The following is a 16,674-nucleotide window of genomic DNA, read 5'->3' on the forward strand; positions in this document are numbered from 1 at the left end:
AGGAGAAAAAATGGGAATTAAATTGATTAATATTGGTTTTGGAAATATTGTTTCAGCTAATAGATTAGTAGCAATTGTTAGTCCAGAGTCAGCACCAATTAAGAGAATTATACAGGAAGCAAGAGACAGAGGTATGCTAATTGATGCTACTTATGGAAGAAGAACAAGAGCTGTAATTATTACAGACAGTGATCATATTATTTTGTCAGCTGTACAGCCTGAAACAGTAGCTCATAGACTTACAACTAAAGACGATCTTATAGAAGAGGTAGATGAATAATGAGTAAATCTAAAGGTATTTTGATAGTTATTTCAGGACCATCAGGTGCTGGAAAAGGTACTATCTGCAAAGCTTTGTTAGAAAAAAGAAATGATTTATATATATCAGTATCTGCCACTACTAGAAGCCCGAGAAAAGGTGAAGTAGATGGCATAAATTATCATTTCTTTACTAAGGATCAATTCAAGGAAGGAATAAAAAATGGAGATTTTCTTGAATATGCCGAAGTATATGGTAACTATTATGGAACTCCCAAAGCAGGTGTGAATGAACTTTTAGAGGCAGGTAAGAATGTAATTCTTGAGATAGATATCCAAGGGGCTTTAAAAGTTAAAGAATGCATGGAAGACGGAGTATTTATTTTCGTCCTTCCTCCTTCAATGGAAGAATTAAAATCAAGAATAATTGGTAGAGGAAGCGAAACTGAAGAATCTCTTATGACTAGATTTAAATCTGCTTATCAAGAGATTAACTATGTTTCAAAGTATAATTATGCAGTTATTAATGACACTGTAGAAGCGGCAGTTAATAAAATTGAAGGTATACTGCTAGCTGAAACATGTAGAGTTGATAGAATAAAAGAACATATTTTAGATTCAAAGGAGGGCTTAATTCATGAACAATTCTATGATTAATCCATCAGTTATACAATTATTACAAAAGGTAGATAATAGATATTCACTAGTTATAGTGACATCTAAAAGAGCAAGACAAATAATACAGGGTGACGAAGTGTACACTTCTGTAGATTCGCATAAACCATTAACTTTAGCAATTAATGAAGTAAATGAAGGTGCAGTAACTTATGAAAGAACAAGTGACAGCACAAAATAGTAAAGTCCTTATTGGAGTTACAGGCGGAATAGCAGCTTACAAAGCACTTGATGTAATTAGTTCTTTAAGAAAGAAAAACGTAGAAGTTAAAGTAGTAATGACAAAGAATGCATCAAGCTTTGTATCTCCGCTCACATTCCAGTCAATTAGCCAGAATCCTGTTGCAGTTGATATGTTTGAGAAAATTCAGCATTTTGAAATTGAACATATAGCTCTTGCACACTGGGCTGACGTCATAGCCGTTGTGCCAGCAACTGCAAATATTATTGGAAAGGTGGCAAATGGTATTGCTGATGATCTTTTGTCAACAACTATCATGGCTGCATCAAGCGAAGTGATTTTTGCACCTGCAATGAACACGTATATGTTCAATAATCCTATTGTACAGGACAATATGGAAAAATTGAGCAAATATAATTATTCTTTTATAATGCCTCAAAGCGGTAGACTGGCTTGTGGTGATACAGGTATAGGAAAGCTTGAAGAGACTAAAGTTATAACAGAAGTTATATTATCTAAACTCAATAAAAATAAAGATTTTAAAGGCAGTAGCGTTATAGTTACAGCAGGGCCGACAATTTCACCTATTGATCCTGTTAGATTTATTTCTAATAATTCATCAGGTAAGATGGGATATGCAATAGCACAGGAAGCAAGGGATAGAGGAGCAGATGTTACTCTGATTTCAGGTCCTACAAATTTAAAACCTATATATGGCGTTGAAATGGTTAATGTAAATACCAATGAAGAAATGATGAATGCAGTACTTGAAAAATATGATGATGCAGATATAGTAATTAAGGCTGCAGCTGTAGCTGATTATAAAATAAAAGAATATTCATCTGATAAAATTAAAAAATCTGATTCTAATCTTATACTTGAGTTTAAAAGGGATAATGATATCCTTAGCATACTTGGACAAAGAAAGAAGAATCAGATTTTAGTTGGATTTGCAGCAGAAAGCAATAATCTTATTGAAAATTCAAAGAATAAAATCAAGAAGAAAAATCTCGATTTTATTGTAGCCAATGATATAACTAGAAAGGACACTGGTTTTAAATCTGAAGATAATAAAGTTACCATTATAGATAAGAATGGCAACGAATATAATCTTGAAAAGATGTCTAAAAGAAATGTAGCAAAAAAAATATTTGATTTGATAAAAAGGCGCTGATGCGCTTTTTTGTCTATATGCAATAAAAGGTGATGCAATGTTAAAAAAGTATGCCGAAGTTATTATAAATAGTGAATCTGTGGCGCTTGACAGGAAATTTACTTATAAAGTCCCAGAAGAGATGATGGATAGTATAACCATAGGCAGTAAAGCTATGGTGCCTTTTGGCCAGGGAAATAAAAAAATTGTTGCTTTTGTTATAGGATTTACAGAAACCATTGATTTTAATCCAAAGCTGGCAAAAAACATAGTATCCATTTCGTCTGAACCTTTATTTGGTGAAAAAGAATTAGAGATTGCTCTCTTTATCAAGGAGAAATATTTATGCAGATATATTGAAGCGCTAAAACTTTTTACACCTCCAGGTACTATAAAGGGTAGTTCAAATAAAGTTAAAAAAGTAATTTCTGTTAACAGTAGCTTTAACAATTCAGAAGACTATGAAAAATATAAAGATGAAATAGAATTAATTAAAAAGCATAACGGCCAGTTTACAAAGACAGAATTGAATAAAAATCTAAATATTTCAATATATAAGATTAATAAGATGATTCAAAAGGAAATACTTGCTGTCCATGATACTGTAGTTACAAGATATAATGATGAAGAATTTAAGTGTTACAAAAAGGTTGAACTGACAGTCAATCAGAAAAGAGCAGTCAGTCAGATACTTTACAGCAATAATAAGCTTTTTCTCATAAAGGGTGTAACAGGAAGTGGCAAGACTGAGATATATATGAATCTTGTAGAAGATGCACTAAGGGAAGATAAAAGCACCTTATTTCTTGTGCCTGAAATTTCGCTTACGCCTCAGATGATAGAAAGATTCAAAGGAAGATTCGGTAGAAATGTAGCAGTGTTTCATTCAAAGTTATCTGAAGGTGAGAGATTCGATGAATGGCAGAGAGTTAAGAATGGAAATGTAAAGCTTGCAATAGGTGCTAGATCAGCGATATTTCTGCCTTTTCAAGATCTTAAATATATTATTATAGATGAAGAGCATGAAGATACTTATAAATCAGAGCAAAGTCCTAAATATAACACAAGAGACGTTGCCGAATTTAAAAGCAGACAGTATGGATGTAAAGTTATATATGGTACAGCTACTCCATCAATAAAAACCTTTTACAGATCACTTAAGAATGAAATAAAGCTTATTGAACTTAATGAAAGAGTTGATGGTTCGGCAATGCCTCCTATATCAATTGTTGATATGAGGCAGGAACTTAAAGAAGGTAACAGAAGCATATTTAGCAGAAAGTTATATGATGCAATAAAAGATAGATTAGAAAGAAAACAGCAGTCAATTATATTCCTTAATAGACGCGGTTATTCTACCTTTGTATCATGTCGTAACTGCGGATATGTTTTTACATGTGATTCATGTGATATATCAATGACATATCATAAGAATGGATATCTTGTATGTCATTACTGTGGTAAGACTAAAGAAGCACCTAGAATATGTCCAAAGTGTGGAAGCAGATATGTAAAGTTTTTTGGTGCTGGTACTGAGCAGATAGAGCAGAGTATACGAAAAACTTTTCCTAGTGCAAAAGTGCTTAGGATGGATGTTGATACAACAAGAACAAAAAATTCACATGAAAAAATATATAATGCATTTAAGAATGGTGAAGCAGATATTTTAGTAGGAACTCAGATGATCTCAAAAGGTCTTGATTTCCCAAATGTTTCATTGGTAGGCATTGTAGCAGCCGATGTTACTATTAATCTACCTGACTACACTGCATCTGAAAAGGGATTTCAGATTATTACACAAGTTGCAGGAAGAGCAGGCAGAGGAAAAGAAAAAGGGGAAGTTATTCTGCAGACTTATGAACCTGAACACAGTAGTATTCAATTTGCTTCATCCTATGATTATGAAGGATTTTTTAAAGAAGAAATTAAAGTTAGAAATTTAATGGGGTATCCGCCTTTTTCCGATATATTAGAAATAAGTATTATAGGAGAAAATGATAATATAGTTCAAAATGCATCGCGTGATATTTGCAAGGGAATAAAGGAAATTTTAAAAGAATATGATAAATTAGAAATTCTAGGACCTAGTGCATGTGGTGTACGTAAGATAAAAGATATGTACAGATGGCAGATTATTATTAAAGGAACAACTAATGATAAAATAAATAATGATATAAAGAATTATGTTTATGATATAATAAAACAAGAATATAATGGTGTAAAGGTAAGTTTGGATGTAAATCCTAGCAACTTACTGTAAGGAGGAAAAATATGGCGCTTAGAACAATAAGAACTGAAGAAGACTTAATATTAAGAAAACATTGTAGAGAAGTTGATACAATAACAGATAGAATACTTACATTAATAAAAGACATGGGAGAGACTATGTATAAAGCTGATGGCGTTGGACTTGCAGCGCCACAGGTTGGAATACTTAAAAGAATATTCGTCATAGATGTTTTTGATGGTGAAGGATTAAGAGTTTTTATTAATCCTGAAATACTTGAAACTTCTGGTTCAGTTAAAGACCAAGAAGGTTGTTTGAGTGTTCCTGAAGTACAGGGTTTGGTTGAAAGACCTGAATATGTTAAAGTTAAAGCTATTAACGAAAAAGGTGAAGAATTTGTTCTTGAAGCTCATGGATTATTAGCAAGAGCTGTTTGTCATGAAAATGATCATCTTGATGGTGTACTTTTTATTGATAAAGTGATACAGGAATAATTACTTAATGCTTTTTTTGATATACGGAGGATGATAGATATGAATATAGCATTTATGGGAACTCCAGACTTTGCAGTTCCGTCATTAAAAAAAATTATTGAAAAATATGGTGTTAAGCTTGTTGTTACTCAGCCTGATAAGGCAAAAGGAAGGGGCAAAAAGGTTTCAATATCACCAGTAAAAGAAGTTGCAGTTGAAAATAACATAGATGTAATACAGCCTGTAAAAATTAGAAATGATGTAGAAGCTATAGAAAAATTAAAGAGTCTTGATCTTGATTTTATAATAGTGGTGGCATTTGGACAAATTTTGTCTAAAGAAATTCTTGACATACCTAGATATGGGTGTATTAATCTTCATGGATCACTTCTTCCTAAATATAGAGGAGCTGCTCCTATACAATGGGCAGTTATTAATGGAGAGAAAGTTTCAGGTAATACTACTATGTTTATGGACGTGGGTGTTGATACTGGGGATATGTTATTAAAAGATGAAGTAGAGATTAGTGATGACTGCACAGCAGGCGAACTATTTGATATATTAAAGGATAGAGGCGCTGATCTTTTAATCGAAACAATAGATAAGGTTTCCAAAAATGAAATAGAAAGAAAAAAACAGGATGATAAGTTAAGTACTCATGCATCAATGCTTAATAAGGAAATGGCACATATTGACTGGAATAAATCTTCAAAGCAGATTCATGATCTTATAAGAGGTATGAATCCATGGCCAATAGCATACACTGATTATAATGGTGATAAAATGAAGGTGTTCAAAAGTTCATTTAATGGAGATAAGTGTACACAAAAACCTGGGACTATATTAAAGGCTGATAAAAAAGGTATATATGTTGCTACAGGCGACGGAACTTTAATCATTGAAAAACTTCAGCTTCCAAATGGAAAGCCATTAGAAGTTTCTCAATTCTTAAATGGCCATGATATAGAAAGAGGCACAATATTTAAATAATGAGGTGATATAATGTTTTATTTTGATCCTACATATATTATACTTGTTCCTGCTATGATTATAGCTGCATATGCTCAGATGAAGGTTAATTCAACTTTCGCAAAGTTTAGCGAAGTTCAGAGTATTAATGGATATTCAGGAAGTCAGACTGCAAGAAGACTACTTGATAGCGCTGGATTATATGATGTTCCTGTAGAGCTTGTTAATGGAAGGCTTACAGATCATTACGATCCAAGAAGAAGAGTATTAAGATTATCGAGAGATGTTTTTTATGGTACGTCTGTAGCATCTCTAGGGGTAGCTTCACATGAAGTTGGTCACGCAATACAGCATAAGGAGTCATATTCACCATTAAGAATAAGAAATTCTCTTGTGCCTGTTGTGAATTTCAGTTCCAATTTTGCATGGATAATATTCTTTATTGGTATATTTATGGCAAACTCTCTACTTGCAGATATTGGTATAATTTTATTTTCAGGAGCTGTTGTTTTTCAGCTTATAACTTTGCCAGTAGAATATAATGCATCTACAAGAGCATTGAGAATGCTGAAATCCAGCGGAACTCTATATGATGATGAACTTAAGAAAGCTGAGAAAGTCCTTGATGCAGCAGCACTTACATATTTAGCAGCAGCATTTATGGCGGTGTCTCAGATTATAAGATTAATTGCTATTAAGGATAGAAGTTCAAATGACTAAAAAACAAACGGTTTGGAGATAAAATATGAATTCTAGAAAAATTATAGTTGAAATATTAAATAGCGTGTTTTACAAAGAAAGCTATTCTAATATAGAAATTAATAAACGACTGAATAATAGTTCTTTAGATACCAGAGATAGATCACTTGTTACTGAAATAGTGTATGGAACTATAAGATATAAAAAGAAAATTGATTTTATAATAAAAAATTATGTAAAGGACATAAGATTAGTAGATAAGACAATTCTAAATATTTTAAGATCTACAGTATACCAGATTTTATTTCTTACTAAAGTTCCAGATTATGCAGCAGTTAATGAAGCTGTTAATCTTGCAAAAACAGTATCAAAATCATCATCAAGATTTGTTAATGGTGTTCTTCGTAATATCTTAAGAAACAAAGATAAAAATTATTTGAGTTGTTTAAATGGCAAAAAGCTGCTTGCAGTGAAATACTCCTTCCCTAACTGGATGATTGAATTATTTATTGAACAGTATGGTATGGAAAAAACTAAAAGTATCTTAAAAAACCTTAATGAAACACCTAATATAACAGTAAGGGTAAATACACTAAAATGCAGTTATGATGATATTTTAGAAAAGCTTGAGGAAAATGGCTATGATGTTGAAGATGGAACTATATGTCCAGAAGCTATAAAAATCAATAAAGGAAGTAGTATTGAACATAATGACTTATTTAAAGGCGGCTATATTACAGTACAGGATGAAAGTGCAATGCTTACAGCACAGCTTTTAGATCTTGCTGAAAATATGAATGTAATTGATCTTTGTTCAGCACCTGGCGGTAAAGCAACTCATATTGGTGAACTTATGAATAATACAGGGAAAATAACTGCCTGTGATATATATGAACATAAGATTAAGTTAATAAATGATAACTGTTCAAGGCTCGGGATAACTGATGTTGAAGCTGTTGTCAATGATGCAGCTGTTATAAATAATAATTTTATCAATTCTGCAGATAGAGTGCTTGTTGATGTACCTTGCTCAGGTCTTGGCATAATAAGAAAGAAACCAGAAATAAAATGGAATAAAACAAAAAAAAGTCTTAATGAATTATGTACTATCCAGAGAGATATAATGGAAAATGCATGGAGATATTTAAAAAATGACGGCATAATGGTATATTCTACATGTACAATTAATAAAGATGAAAATGAAAAGAATATAGACTGGTTCTTAGAATGCCATAAGGATGCTGAGATAGAAAAAATTTTTATAGGGCAGTTAGATAATATTATTTATAACGATAATAATACTGTTACAATACTTCCTAATAAAGATATGGATGGATTCTTTTTAGCGAAGCTTAGAAAGAAGGGCAGGTGCTAAAGTGAATAATTTACTAGATTATACTTTGGAAGATTTACAAAATTGGATGAAAGAAAATAATGAGGCTAAATTCAGAGCAAAGCAGATATATGATTGGATTTACAAAAATGTTTGGAATTTTGATGATATGAGGAATATTCCGGGAAGCCTTAAAGAAAAATTAAAAGTTAATTTTAATATAAACATTCCCAAGGTAGTTGCAAAACGTGAATCCGAGAAAGATGGCACAGTTAAAAACTTATTAGAAATGAGTGATGGAAATGTAATTGAATGTGTTATAATGAAATATAAATATGGCAATTCAATCTGTGTATCTACTCAGGTAGGATGCAGGATGGGATGTAAATTCTGCGCCTCAACACTTGGTGGAAGAATTAGAAATCTAACTGCAGGAGAGATATTATCAGAAGTGCTTGTATCACAGAAATTAATAGGTGAGAGAATTTCTAATATTGTTTTGATGGGGAGTGGTGAGCCATTTGATAATTATGACAATGTAATGAAGTTTTTAGAGCTTGTTAATAGTGATAATGGACTTAATATAGGCCAGAGACATATTACATTATCAACGTGTGGTATAGTTCCTAAAATTTACGAGATGGCCGATAATGAAATGCAGATTACACTTGCTATATCATTACATGCTACTACTGATGAAAAAAGAAAGTCTATTATGCCGATAGCTAATAAATATTCAATAGCTGAGATATTAAAAGCTTGCGATTATTATGTGGAGAAGACAAAGAGAAGAATGACATTTGAATATTCACTTGTTAATGGTGTAAATGACAGTGAAAAAGATGCACATGAACTCGCAGATTTATTAAAAGGAAGACTTTGTCATGTTAATCTTATTCCAATAAATGAAATAAAAGAAAATAACTTTAAAAAGTCTCGAAAAAATAATATTGAAAGATTTGAAAAAGTATTACGAAATTATGGAATAGAAGTTACAGTAAGAAGAGAAATGGGTTCGGACATAGATGCTGCGTGTGGGCAGCTTAGGAGAAATTATATCGAGAAACATTAGTGAGAGGGGTGCAATATGGTAGGAATTTGTACTGATGCTGGTAATGTCAGAAAAGTAAATGAAGATTATGCAGATTATTATGAGAATGAATTATTCAGTATCTATGTAATTGCTGACGGTATGGGAGGACATAATGCTGGTGAAGTAGCCAGTAAACAAGCTGTAGATGATGTGATTGATTATCTGAAGGATAACTATGATAATGAATCAGATCACCAGGATATACTTAAAGATGCTATATGTGAAGCAAATTATAAAATATATGTTGATTCTTTAAAAAATGAATTGTTAAATGGTATGGGTACCACAATTACCGCCTGCTTTGTAACAAAAAATTATATACAAATTGCAAACGTAGGTGATAGCAGTTGTTTGGCTATTAAAGGAGATATAATAAAGAAAATAACTAAAGATCATTCTCTTGTTCAAGAACTACTTGATAGTGGATCTATAACAGAAATTGAAGCAAAAAATCATCCTCATAAAAATGTAATTACTCGTGCAATGGGTACTGCATCTAGTGTAAATGTAGATATTTTTAAATTAGATAAAGACGATTTTGATACTTTGATTTTATGTAGTGATGGACTTACAAATGAACTTAATAATGATGAAATATTAGAAACAGTTAAAAATTCATTAACATTAAATGAAAGTGCAGAAAAATTGATTTCACTTGCAAAGCAAAGAGGAGGAAGAGATAATATTACAGCATTGATATATGGAGGAGAGAGATAGAATGATAGGCAAGACTCTTGGGGATAGATATGAAATTATTGAAAAAGTTGGAGAAGGCGGAATGTCTTATGTTTATAAGGCAAAATGTAATAAACTTAATAGATTTGTCGCTGTAAAAGTGCTTAAGGAAGAATTCAACAACAATGCAGATATAGTTCAGAAGTTTAAGCGTGAAGCGACAGCTATAGCTAATTTGATAAATCCTAACATTGTCAATATATTAGATGTTGATAGTCAGGATAGCGTTAATTATATAGTTATGGAATATATTGATGGTAAAACATTAAAGCAGATAATAAAAGAAAATGGCAAGGTTTCTTATCAGACTGCGATAAATATTGGTTTAAAAGTAGCTAATGCACTTGATTGTGCACATAAAAATAATGTTATTCATAGAGATATTAAGCCCCAGAATATTATGGTTACAGGTGATGGGGTAGTTAAGGTGACTGACTTTGGAATAGCTAAATCGGTAGATAATGCTACTATTGCATTTACTACAAGTGTAATGGGGTCTGCGCATTATTTTTCACCAGAACAGGCAAAGGGTTCTTATGTTGATTGTAGAACAGATATATATTCTCTTGGTGTAGTAATGTATGAAATGGTCACTGGACGTGTTCCATTTGATGGAGACAGTCCTGTTAGCATTGCTGTAAAACATCTTCAGGAACAGCCAGTAGCACCTAAAAATATAAATTCTACAATTCCTATTGGCTTAAATGATTTTATATTAAAGTGCATGGAAAAGGAACCGGTTAAGAGATATCAGAACGCAAAAGAAGTAATTGTGGATTTACAGAAAATTTTACAAGACCCTAATGTGAATTTAAAGCAAAAGGAGGAAGACAATGGCTTTACAAGAGTTATGTCACCAGTTAATATTCCATCAAAAGATGAAAATGATGAAGAATTTGATCCAGATGATGATTATAGAGATAATGACGATGATTATGATGAAGAATTAAGTGATGAACAGAAGAAAAAGCAAAAGAAAAAATATATTGCTATTCTTGTTATCGCAATAATAGCTGTAGTAGGTGGAGCATCTCTACTTGGAATTACTCTTGCCAATGTTTTATCAAATAAAAATCAATCAGTATCACAGATTAAGGTGCCTTCTTTAGCAGGCAAGTCAAAAGAAGATGCAAAAAAACAGCTAGAAGATTTAGGGCTTGTTTATAGTGAAGTACTTGAAGCAAACAACGATGTAGAAGAAGGTAAAGTAATCAAGACTTATCCTGAAGAAGGTAAAGATGTTTCTAAAGATTCTACAGTTAAAGTTTTTGTAAGTAGTGGTGCGGAAAAGGTTGAAGTGCCAGATTTAAGTCGATATGATGAAAAGACAGCTAAGTCTAAATTGGATGATGCAGGTTTAAAATCTAATGTATCATATGAATTTAGCGACAAGGTTAATAAAGGAATGGTTATTGAGCAGTCAGTTTCAGCTGGAAGTAAGGTTGCTAAAGGCTCAAATGTTAATTTAATAATTAGCAAAGGACCTGAAATAATTAATTCAACAGTACCTAGTGTAATAAACATGACAATTCAGAATGCTCAGAATAGTATTAATGCTGCAAAGTTACAGATGAATGCAGTACAGGGAAAAGAAACTGATGATAAGAACTTAGATGGTAAGATTTACGAACAGGATAAGCCAGCTGGAAGTACAATAAAGCAGGGAGAAACTGTTACTGTACATTATTATAAATATGTAGAAAAAACAATTTCTACAGGCGATATAATTGGAAAAACTAGAGAACAAGCTGAAGCTTGGCTTAGAGGTCATGGTTTAATGATTGGTGGAGTAGAAAATGATAAAGGTGATCCTAGTCAGACAGTTGATAGAGTTAGTATAACTAATGCTAAAAAAGGAGATTCAATAACTATTCATTTATCAGATCCAAAGTCTACACCTAATCCAGAAGGTCCTGATAAACCTAACTAGTAAATAAAAAAGTGCTGAACTTAGTTCAGCACTTTTTTGTTAGAAAAGTCTTTGTTTTACTTGAATTATTTGTACTACTCTGGTTATTATATAATTGAAGTAAATAAATTGGAGGATATATGAAAGGTATTATATTGAAGGGCATAGGAGGTTTTTACTATGTCAGAACTGAAGATGGAGTAATTGAATGTAAAGCAAGAGGAAAGTTTAGATATGATTCTATGAAACCTATGGTTGGTGACGAAGTGGATATTGACCTTGATAAAAATAATAAAGGTTTTATAGTAAAAATTCATGAAAGAAGTTCACAACTTATAAGGCCGACAGTAGCCAATGTTACTCAGGCATATGTGGTGTTTGCAATAAAACATCCGGACATAAATTTTGATCTTCTTAATAGATTTCTTGTGCTTTGTGAGTATAATAACATTAAAGCTAAAGTCTGCTTGAATAAAGTTGATTTATGTACAGAAGAAGAAAAGAAGGAAATCAAAGATAAAATTAATGATATAGGTTATGATGTATTCTTTATTAATGCTAAAAAGAAAGAAGGGCTTGATGATCTAAACTCAGGATTAAAAGATAACATTACAGTGTTATGTGGGCCATCAGGTGTAGGTAAGTCTACTCTTATCAATGATTTTATTGGCTCTATTCATATGGAAACAGGTAATGTAAGTGAGAAGATTGGCAGAGGTAAGCATACCACAAGACATAGTGAAATAATAGAAATTAATGAAGGATATCTTGTAGATACACCTGGTTTTTCTACACTTGATATGAATTTTATTAACAAGGATGAACTTAAAAATGCTTTTCCGGAATTTGATGATTATATTGGCATGTGTAAGTTCAGGGGTTGCAATCATTATAAAGAACCAGGATGTGCAGTGAAAGAAGCTGTTGAAGATGGAAAAATAAATAAAAGCAGATATGAATTTTATATTAAGACATTTAACGAAATTCAGGATGGGGGAAATAAAAAATGGTAAAGTTATCACCGTCAATATTATCAGCAGATTTTAGAAAGCTTGAAGAACAGATAAGAAGAGTAGATAAAGCGGGAGCAGAATTCATCCATATAGATGTAATGGACGGACAGTTTGTTCCTAATATATCTTTTGGATGTCCTATTCTTAAAGCAGTAAAGGGCGTTACAGATAAAGTTTTAGATGTGCACTTAATGATTGAGGAACCAGACAGATTTATAGATGATTTTATAGCTGCAGGGGCAGATCTAATTACTATCCATTATGAAGCAGATAAGCATATAGACAGAACTATAAATTATATTAAATCAAATGGAGTAAAGGCAGGTATAGCACTTAATCCTGGAACTCCAGTAAGCGTATTAAAAAATCTTATAAACATAGTAGATATGGTATTAATAATGTCTGTAAATCCAGGGTTTGGTGGGCAGAAGTTTATTCCTTACACGATTGATAAATTAAGTGAACTAAAAGAAATGGCAGAAGAACGTAATAAGGATTTATTAATTCAAGTAGATGGAGGAGTAGGCATAGATAATGCAGCTGAAATCATTGAAGCAGGCGCAAATGTTCTTGTGGCAGGATCAGCTGTTTTTAAAGACGATAAAATTGAAGAAAACATTGCTGCTATGAAGGGTGTTTTCTAACATGAAATGTGTTGTAGTTGCAGGGGGAGCAAAACCAGGAAAGAAAACTTTTATCGATGCTGTAAAAAGAAGTGATATCTCAATAGCTGCTGATAAAGGATTAGAAGTATTTTATAAGTATAATATAATACCTGACATAATAATGGGCGATTTTGATTCAGTTGATAAAAATATACTAGATTATTTCAAGAATATAGAGAAAATTAAGTTTCCAAGCCATAAAGATGAAACTGACAGTGCGATTGCAATAGAGAAGGCAATTGAGTGCGGTGCCGATAAAATTCTATTTTTGGGTGCTACTGGAAATAGATTAGATCATCTCTTTGCAAATATAGGTCTTCTTAAATTTGCATTGGAAAAGGGTGTAAAGTGCAACATTATTGATGAAAATAACAAGATTTTTATGATAAACAAATCTACAGTATTAAACAAATCTGACTATAAGTATTTTTCGCTGCAGTCATTTAGTGATTGTGTTAGAAATTTATCCATAGTAAATGCTAAATATACACTTAATAATTATGATTTAAAGATGGGTGATGGAATTACTATTTCAAATGAATTTTTAGATAAACCTGTAGAGGTGAATTTCGATAGCGGGATTCTAATAGTTTTTTATTCTAGAGATTAAAATTATTTGGAATTTATAAGAGATTGCTGAATATAATTATAATAGAAAAAATTTTATTATAGGTTTACGAGGTGATTAATTATGAGAATTGTTGCAATTAAAGTCCCAAAGTTTTTATCAAACATTATAAAGTTGTTTTTGCGCAAGAAAAACTAGTGTACATAGATTGTGCAATAAAAAAAGTCATGCATGAAGTTAATCGTGCATGACTTTTTATACTTAAAATAGAAATATTCTATATAAGTAAAAAATGCAGTAACACTGCATTTTTTATAGAGCTCTTTCAATCTTACCTGAACGTAAGCATCTTGTACAAACGTGAACAGTTTTTGGTGTACCGTTAACGATTGCCTTTATTCTTTTTATGTTTGGAGCCCACTTTCTCTTTGATTGACGGTGAGAGTGGCTGAATTGTACTCCTGAAATAACACCTTTATTGCATATTTCGCACTTTCTTGACATTGAAAACACCTCCTTGTCTGAGAGATAAACTCTTCAATAGGACAGATAATATTTTATCATAAATATATAAATATATGCAAGTATATTTTTTAGATTTAGTAAGGTATATTTTCTATTTCAGGTATAAGTTTTGATAATAAACTTGAATAATGAATAGTAATATTATAATATATTAATATATATAATTATCAAGGAGGACTTCGATATGGTTGGATTTGAAAATGAACATGGCCAAATAACTTATTCAGAAGAAGTACTAGGAAAGATTGTTGGTTTATCAACAATGGAATGTTATGGAGTTGTAGGAATGGTTTCTAAAAATGCAACAGAAGGTCTATGGGAACTTATGAAGATTGAAAACCTAAGCAAGGGCGTTAAAATATCAATAGATAACAATAAGTTAAATATAGATTTATATGTAATGATAGAGTACGGAACAAAAATATCAGTAATTGCAAATAATATAATCCAAAAAGTAAGATATAATGTAGAAAACTATACAGGGTTAAAGGTATCTTCCATTACTGTTAACGTGCAAGCTGTAAGAGTTTAGGAGGCAAAAATAAATGAATTGTACTAAAATTAATGGCGTAGATTTTTACAACATGGTCATACATGGAAGTAATAAATTAGAAGAAAAGAGCGATTTCGTTAACGCATTGAATGTATTCCCAGTGCCAGATGGTGATACAGGAACAAATATGTCAATGACTTTTAAGTCAGCGGCTAAAGAAGTTGAAAAGAAAAAAGATGAATCTATCGCTGAAGTATCAAAAACATTAGCTAAGGGTGCTTTGATGGGAGCGAGAGGAAACTCTGGAGTTATTTTGTCACAAATTTTCAGAGGTATTTCTAAAGGATTATCAGGAAAGGATACTGCAGATGTATCAGATTTTGCATCTGCACTTAAGGAAGGATGTAATTCAGCATATAAGGCTGTAATGAGACCAACTGAAGGTACCATTCTGACAATTATTAGAGCTGCTTCAGATGCTGCGCTTGAAATAATTGAAAAAAATAGTAATGTAGATATGGTTGAGCTTCTTGATTATGTATGTAAGCAAAGCAAGATAATGCTTGATAAGACACCAGATATGTTACCAGCATTAAAGCAGGCTAAAGTTGTAGATTCAGGTGGTATGGGACTTCTAATTATCTTTCAAGGTATGCATGAAGCATTAAAAGACGGTATTAATGCTTCAATTAAGGACTTTGCTTCAAATGGTGATACTGTTTCAGCTGCTAATTCAGTTGAAAGCCACGAAATTAAATTTGGATATTGTACAGAATTTATAATTCTTGGTGATGCATCTAGAGCACTTCAGTTTAAAGCTGAAATACAAGACTTAGGTGATTCTATGATTGTAGTTGGAGATGAAGAAATTGATGTAATAAAGGTTCATATCCATACAAACGATCCTGGAGCAGTTCTTTCTAAAGCAGTTAAACTTGGAGAACTTTCTAAAATCAAGATTGATAACATGAGAGAAGAGCATAGAGAACTTCTTACTGAAAATGGTGAAGAAGAAACAGCTCCAGCTATGGAAGAAAAAGAATACTCATTTATTTCAGTTGCAATGGGTGAAGGTATAAAGAATATCTTTGAAGATTTAGGTGTTGATTACGTAATTGAAGGTGGTCAGACTATGAATCCTAGTACAGAAGATATAGTGAAATGTATAGAAAAATTAAATGCTAAACATATATTTATATTACCTAATAATAAAAACATTATTATGGCTGCAAATCAGGCTGCTGAAATTTCAGATAAAGATGTGCATGTAATTCCAACTAAGTCAATTCCTCAGGGAGTAACATGTGTAACAATGTTTAATCCTGAAGCTGGAATCGATGAAAATTTAGAAAACCTAAATAGTTCTATTGAAATGGTTAAATCGTCATCAGTAACTTACGCTGTAAGAGATACAGAAATAAATGGCATAGAAATAAAAGCTGATGATATCTTAGGGCTAGAAGAAAACAAGATTAAACATGTAGGAAAAGATAAATTTAGTGTTGCATTACAGCTTATAGAAGATATGGTTGACGAAGACAGTGAACTTATCACTATATTCTATGGTGAAGACTGTGATGAAAATGAAGTTAATGAATTCACTAAGACTATAGAAGAAAAGTATGAGGATTTAGATGTTCAGTGTTATGCTGGAAAACAACCATTATACTATTTCATATTGTCAGTAGAGTAAAAAAAGCGACTT

General features: G+C 31.8%; 19 protein-coding genes. 18 read left to right on the forward strand and 1 reads right to left on the reverse strand.

Annotation, left to right across the window (positions count from 1 at the left end):
* Positions 1-10 precede the first annotated feature (10 nt).
* The 16 genes from remA to spoVM all read left to right on the forward strand — a co-directional run bounded on the left by remA (position 11) and on the right by spoVM (position 14,149).
* A complete protein-coding gene (remA, locus tag FYJ33_RS01395; RefSeq protein ID WP_154529974.1) occupies positions 11-280 on the forward strand; it encodes an extracellular matrix/biofilm regulator RemA in 270 nt (89 codons plus the stop codon).
* Complete coding sequence (gene gmk, locus FYJ33_RS01400; RefSeq protein ID WP_154529975.1) at positions 280-915, forward strand: guanylate kinase; 636 nt, start codon at positions 280-282, stop codon at positions 913-915. The genes remA and gmk overlap by 1 nt, the downstream gene beginning before the upstream one ends.
* Entirely contained in the window at positions 896-1,114 is a 219-nt protein-coding gene (rpoZ, locus tag FYJ33_RS01405) for a DNA-directed RNA polymerase subunit omega (protein ID WP_154529976.1), read from the forward strand. The genes gmk and rpoZ overlap by 20 nt, the downstream gene beginning before the upstream one ends.
* The gene (gene coaBC, locus FYJ33_RS01410; protein WP_154529977.1) at positions 1,086-2,288 is read left to right on the forward strand and encodes a bifunctional phosphopantothenoylcysteine decarboxylase/phosphopantothenate--cysteine ligase CoaBC; all 1,203 of its coding nucleotides are present in this window, start codon (positions 1,086-1,088) and stop codon (positions 2,286-2,288) included. The genes rpoZ and coaBC overlap by 29 nt, the downstream gene beginning before the upstream one ends.
* A 37-nt stretch (positions 2,289-2,325) precedes the next feature.
* Positions 2,326-4,527: a primosomal protein N' gene (gene priA, locus FYJ33_RS01415; protein WP_154529978.1), complete on the forward strand. Its 2,202-nt coding sequence runs from the start codon at positions 2,326-2,328 to the stop codon at positions 4,525-4,527.
* Between the two features lie 11 nt (positions 4,528-4,538).
* Positions 4,539-4,988, forward strand: a complete 450-nt coding sequence (def, locus tag FYJ33_RS01420) for a peptide deformylase (RefSeq protein WP_154529979.1) — start codon at positions 4,539-4,541, stop codon at positions 4,986-4,988.
* Between the two features lie 39 nt (positions 4,989-5,027).
* A complete protein-coding gene (fmt, locus tag FYJ33_RS01425) occupies positions 5,028-5,957 on the forward strand; it encodes a methionyl-tRNA formyltransferase (protein ID WP_154529980.1) in 930 nt (309 codons plus the stop codon).
* Positions 5,958-5,969: 12 nt separating this feature from the next.
* Positions 5,970-6,656, forward strand: coding sequence for a zinc metallopeptidase (locus FYJ33_RS01430; protein ID WP_154529981.1), 687 nt, complete (start codon positions 5,970-5,972; stop codon positions 6,654-6,656).
* A gap of 25 nt (positions 6,657-6,681) precedes the next feature.
* Positions 6,682-8,010: a 16S rRNA (cytosine(967)-C(5))-methyltransferase RsmB gene (gene rsmB, locus FYJ33_RS01435; protein WP_154529982.1), complete on the forward strand. Its 1,329-nt coding sequence runs from the start codon at positions 6,682-6,684 to the stop codon at positions 8,008-8,010.
* Position 8,011: 1 nt separating this feature from the next.
* Complete coding sequence (rlmN, locus tag FYJ33_RS01440) at positions 8,012-9,040, forward strand: 23S rRNA (adenine(2503)-C(2))-methyltransferase RlmN (RefSeq protein WP_277644461.1); 1,029 nt, start codon at positions 8,012-8,014, stop codon at positions 9,038-9,040.
* Between the two features lie 15 nt (positions 9,041-9,055).
* Positions 9,056-9,778, forward strand: a complete 723-nt coding sequence (locus tag FYJ33_RS01445; RefSeq protein ID WP_154529983.1) for a Stp1/IreP family PP2C-type Ser/Thr phosphatase — start codon at positions 9,056-9,058, stop codon at positions 9,776-9,778.
* A 1-nt stretch (position 9,779) separates the two neighbouring features.
* On the forward strand, positions 9,780-11,726 hold the full coding sequence (gene pknB / locus FYJ33_RS01450; RefSeq protein ID WP_206046585.1) for a Stk1 family PASTA domain-containing Ser/Thr kinase: 1,947 nt from the start codon (positions 9,780-9,782) through the stop codon (positions 11,724-11,726).
* A gap of 119 nt (positions 11,727-11,845) precedes the next feature.
* Positions 11,846-12,718 (forward strand): ribosome small subunit-dependent GTPase A, encoded by an 873-nt coding sequence (gene rsgA / locus FYJ33_RS01455; RefSeq protein ID WP_154529985.1) that lies wholly within the window; start codon positions 11,846-11,848, stop codon positions 12,716-12,718.
* Complete coding sequence (rpe, locus tag FYJ33_RS01460) at positions 12,712-13,362, forward strand: ribulose-phosphate 3-epimerase (protein WP_154529986.1); 651 nt, start codon at positions 12,712-12,714, stop codon at positions 13,360-13,362. Before rsgA ends, rpe begins: the two co-directional genes overlap by 7 nt.
* Position 13,363: 1 nt before the next feature.
* Complete coding sequence (locus tag FYJ33_RS01465) at positions 13,364-13,993, forward strand: thiamine diphosphokinase (RefSeq protein ID WP_154529987.1); 630 nt, start codon at positions 13,364-13,366, stop codon at positions 13,991-13,993.
* A gap of 81 nt (positions 13,994-14,074) precedes the next feature.
* Positions 14,075-14,149, forward strand: a complete 75-nt coding sequence (gene spoVM, locus FYJ33_RS16940; protein ID WP_154530150.1) for a stage V sporulation protein SpoVM — start codon at positions 14,075-14,077, stop codon at positions 14,147-14,149.
* A gap of 114 nt (positions 14,150-14,263) precedes the next feature.
* Here spoVM and rpmB read toward each other — a convergent pair whose 3' ends face one another.
* Positions 14,264-14,455: a 50S ribosomal protein L28 gene (gene rpmB, locus FYJ33_RS01475; RefSeq protein ID WP_154529988.1), complete on the reverse strand. Its 192-nt coding sequence runs from the start codon at positions 14,453-14,455 to the stop codon at positions 14,264-14,266.
* A gap of 205 nt (positions 14,456-14,660) precedes the next feature.
* On the opposite strand from rpmB, the gene FYJ33_RS01480 reads away from it, so the two are divergent.
* Positions 14,661-15,008 carry an Asp23/Gls24 family envelope stress response protein gene (locus FYJ33_RS01480; RefSeq protein WP_154529989.1) on the forward strand — a complete coding sequence of 116 codons (348 nt, stop codon included), beginning with the start codon at positions 14,661-14,663 and terminating at the stop codon, positions 15,006-15,008.
* A 13-nt stretch (positions 15,009-15,021) separates the two neighbouring features.
* Positions 15,022-16,662: a DAK2 domain-containing protein gene (locus FYJ33_RS01485; RefSeq protein WP_154529990.1), complete on the forward strand. Its 1,641-nt coding sequence runs from the start codon at positions 15,022-15,024 to the stop codon at positions 16,660-16,662.
* Positions 16,663-16,674: the final 12 nt, after the last annotated feature.

Origin of the sequence: Inconstantimicrobium porci (assembly GCF_009696465.1) — a bacterium.
GTDB lineage: Bacteria > Bacillota > Clostridia > Clostridiales > Clostridiaceae > Inconstantimicrobium > Inconstantimicrobium porci.

Coding starts and splice junctions, on each gene's coding strand:
- FYJ33_RS01480 (WP_154529989.1), top strand. CDS start 14,661: ATGGTTGGATTTGAAAATGAACATGGCCAAATAACTTATTCAGAAGAA.
- remA (WP_154529974.1), top strand. CDS start 11: ATGGGAATTAAATTGATTAATATTGGTTTTGGAAATATTGTTTCAGCT.
- rpmB (WP_154529988.1), bottom strand. CDS start 14,455: ATGTCAAGAAAGTGCGAAATATGCAATAAAGGTGTTATTTCAGGAGTA.
- fmt (WP_154529980.1), top strand. CDS start 5,028: ATGAATATAGCATTTATGGGAACTCCAGACTTTGCAGTTCCGTCATTA.
- rpe (WP_154529986.1), top strand. CDS start 12,712: ATGGTAAAGTTATCACCGTCAATATTATCAGCAGATTTTAGAAAGCTT.
- coaBC (WP_154529977.1), top strand. CDS start 1,086: ATGAAAGAACAAGTGACAGCACAAAATAGTAAAGTCCTTATTGGAGTT.
- priA (WP_154529978.1), top strand. CDS start 2,326: ATGTTAAAAAAGTATGCCGAAGTTATTATAAATAGTGAATCTGTGGCG.
- def (WP_154529979.1), top strand. CDS start 4,539: ATGGCGCTTAGAACAATAAGAACTGAAGAAGACTTAATATTAAGAAAA.
- rsgA (WP_154529985.1), top strand. CDS start 11,846: ATGAAAGGTATTATATTGAAGGGCATAGGAGGTTTTTACTATGTCAGA.
- FYJ33_RS01485 (WP_154529990.1), top strand. CDS start 15,022: ATGAATTGTACTAAAATTAATGGCGTAGATTTTTACAACATGGTCATA.
- rpoZ (WP_154529976.1), top strand. CDS start 896: ATGAACAATTCTATGATTAATCCATCAGTTATACAATTATTACAAAAG.
- FYJ33_RS01465 (WP_154529987.1), top strand. CDS start 13,364: ATGAAATGTGTTGTAGTTGCAGGGGGAGCAAAACCAGGAAAGAAAACT.
- FYJ33_RS01445 (WP_154529983.1), top strand. CDS start 9,056: ATGGTAGGAATTTGTACTGATGCTGGTAATGTCAGAAAAGTAAATGAA.
- pknB (WP_206046585.1), top strand. CDS start 9,780: ATGATAGGCAAGACTCTTGGGGATAGATATGAAATTATTGAAAAAGTT.
- gmk (WP_154529975.1), top strand. CDS start 280: ATGAGTAAATCTAAAGGTATTTTGATAGTTATTTCAGGACCATCAGGT.
- FYJ33_RS01430 (WP_154529981.1), top strand. CDS start 5,970: ATGTTTTATTTTGATCCTACATATATTATACTTGTTCCTGCTATGATT.
- rsmB (WP_154529982.1), top strand. CDS start 6,682: ATGAATTCTAGAAAAATTATAGTTGAAATATTAAATAGCGTGTTTTAC.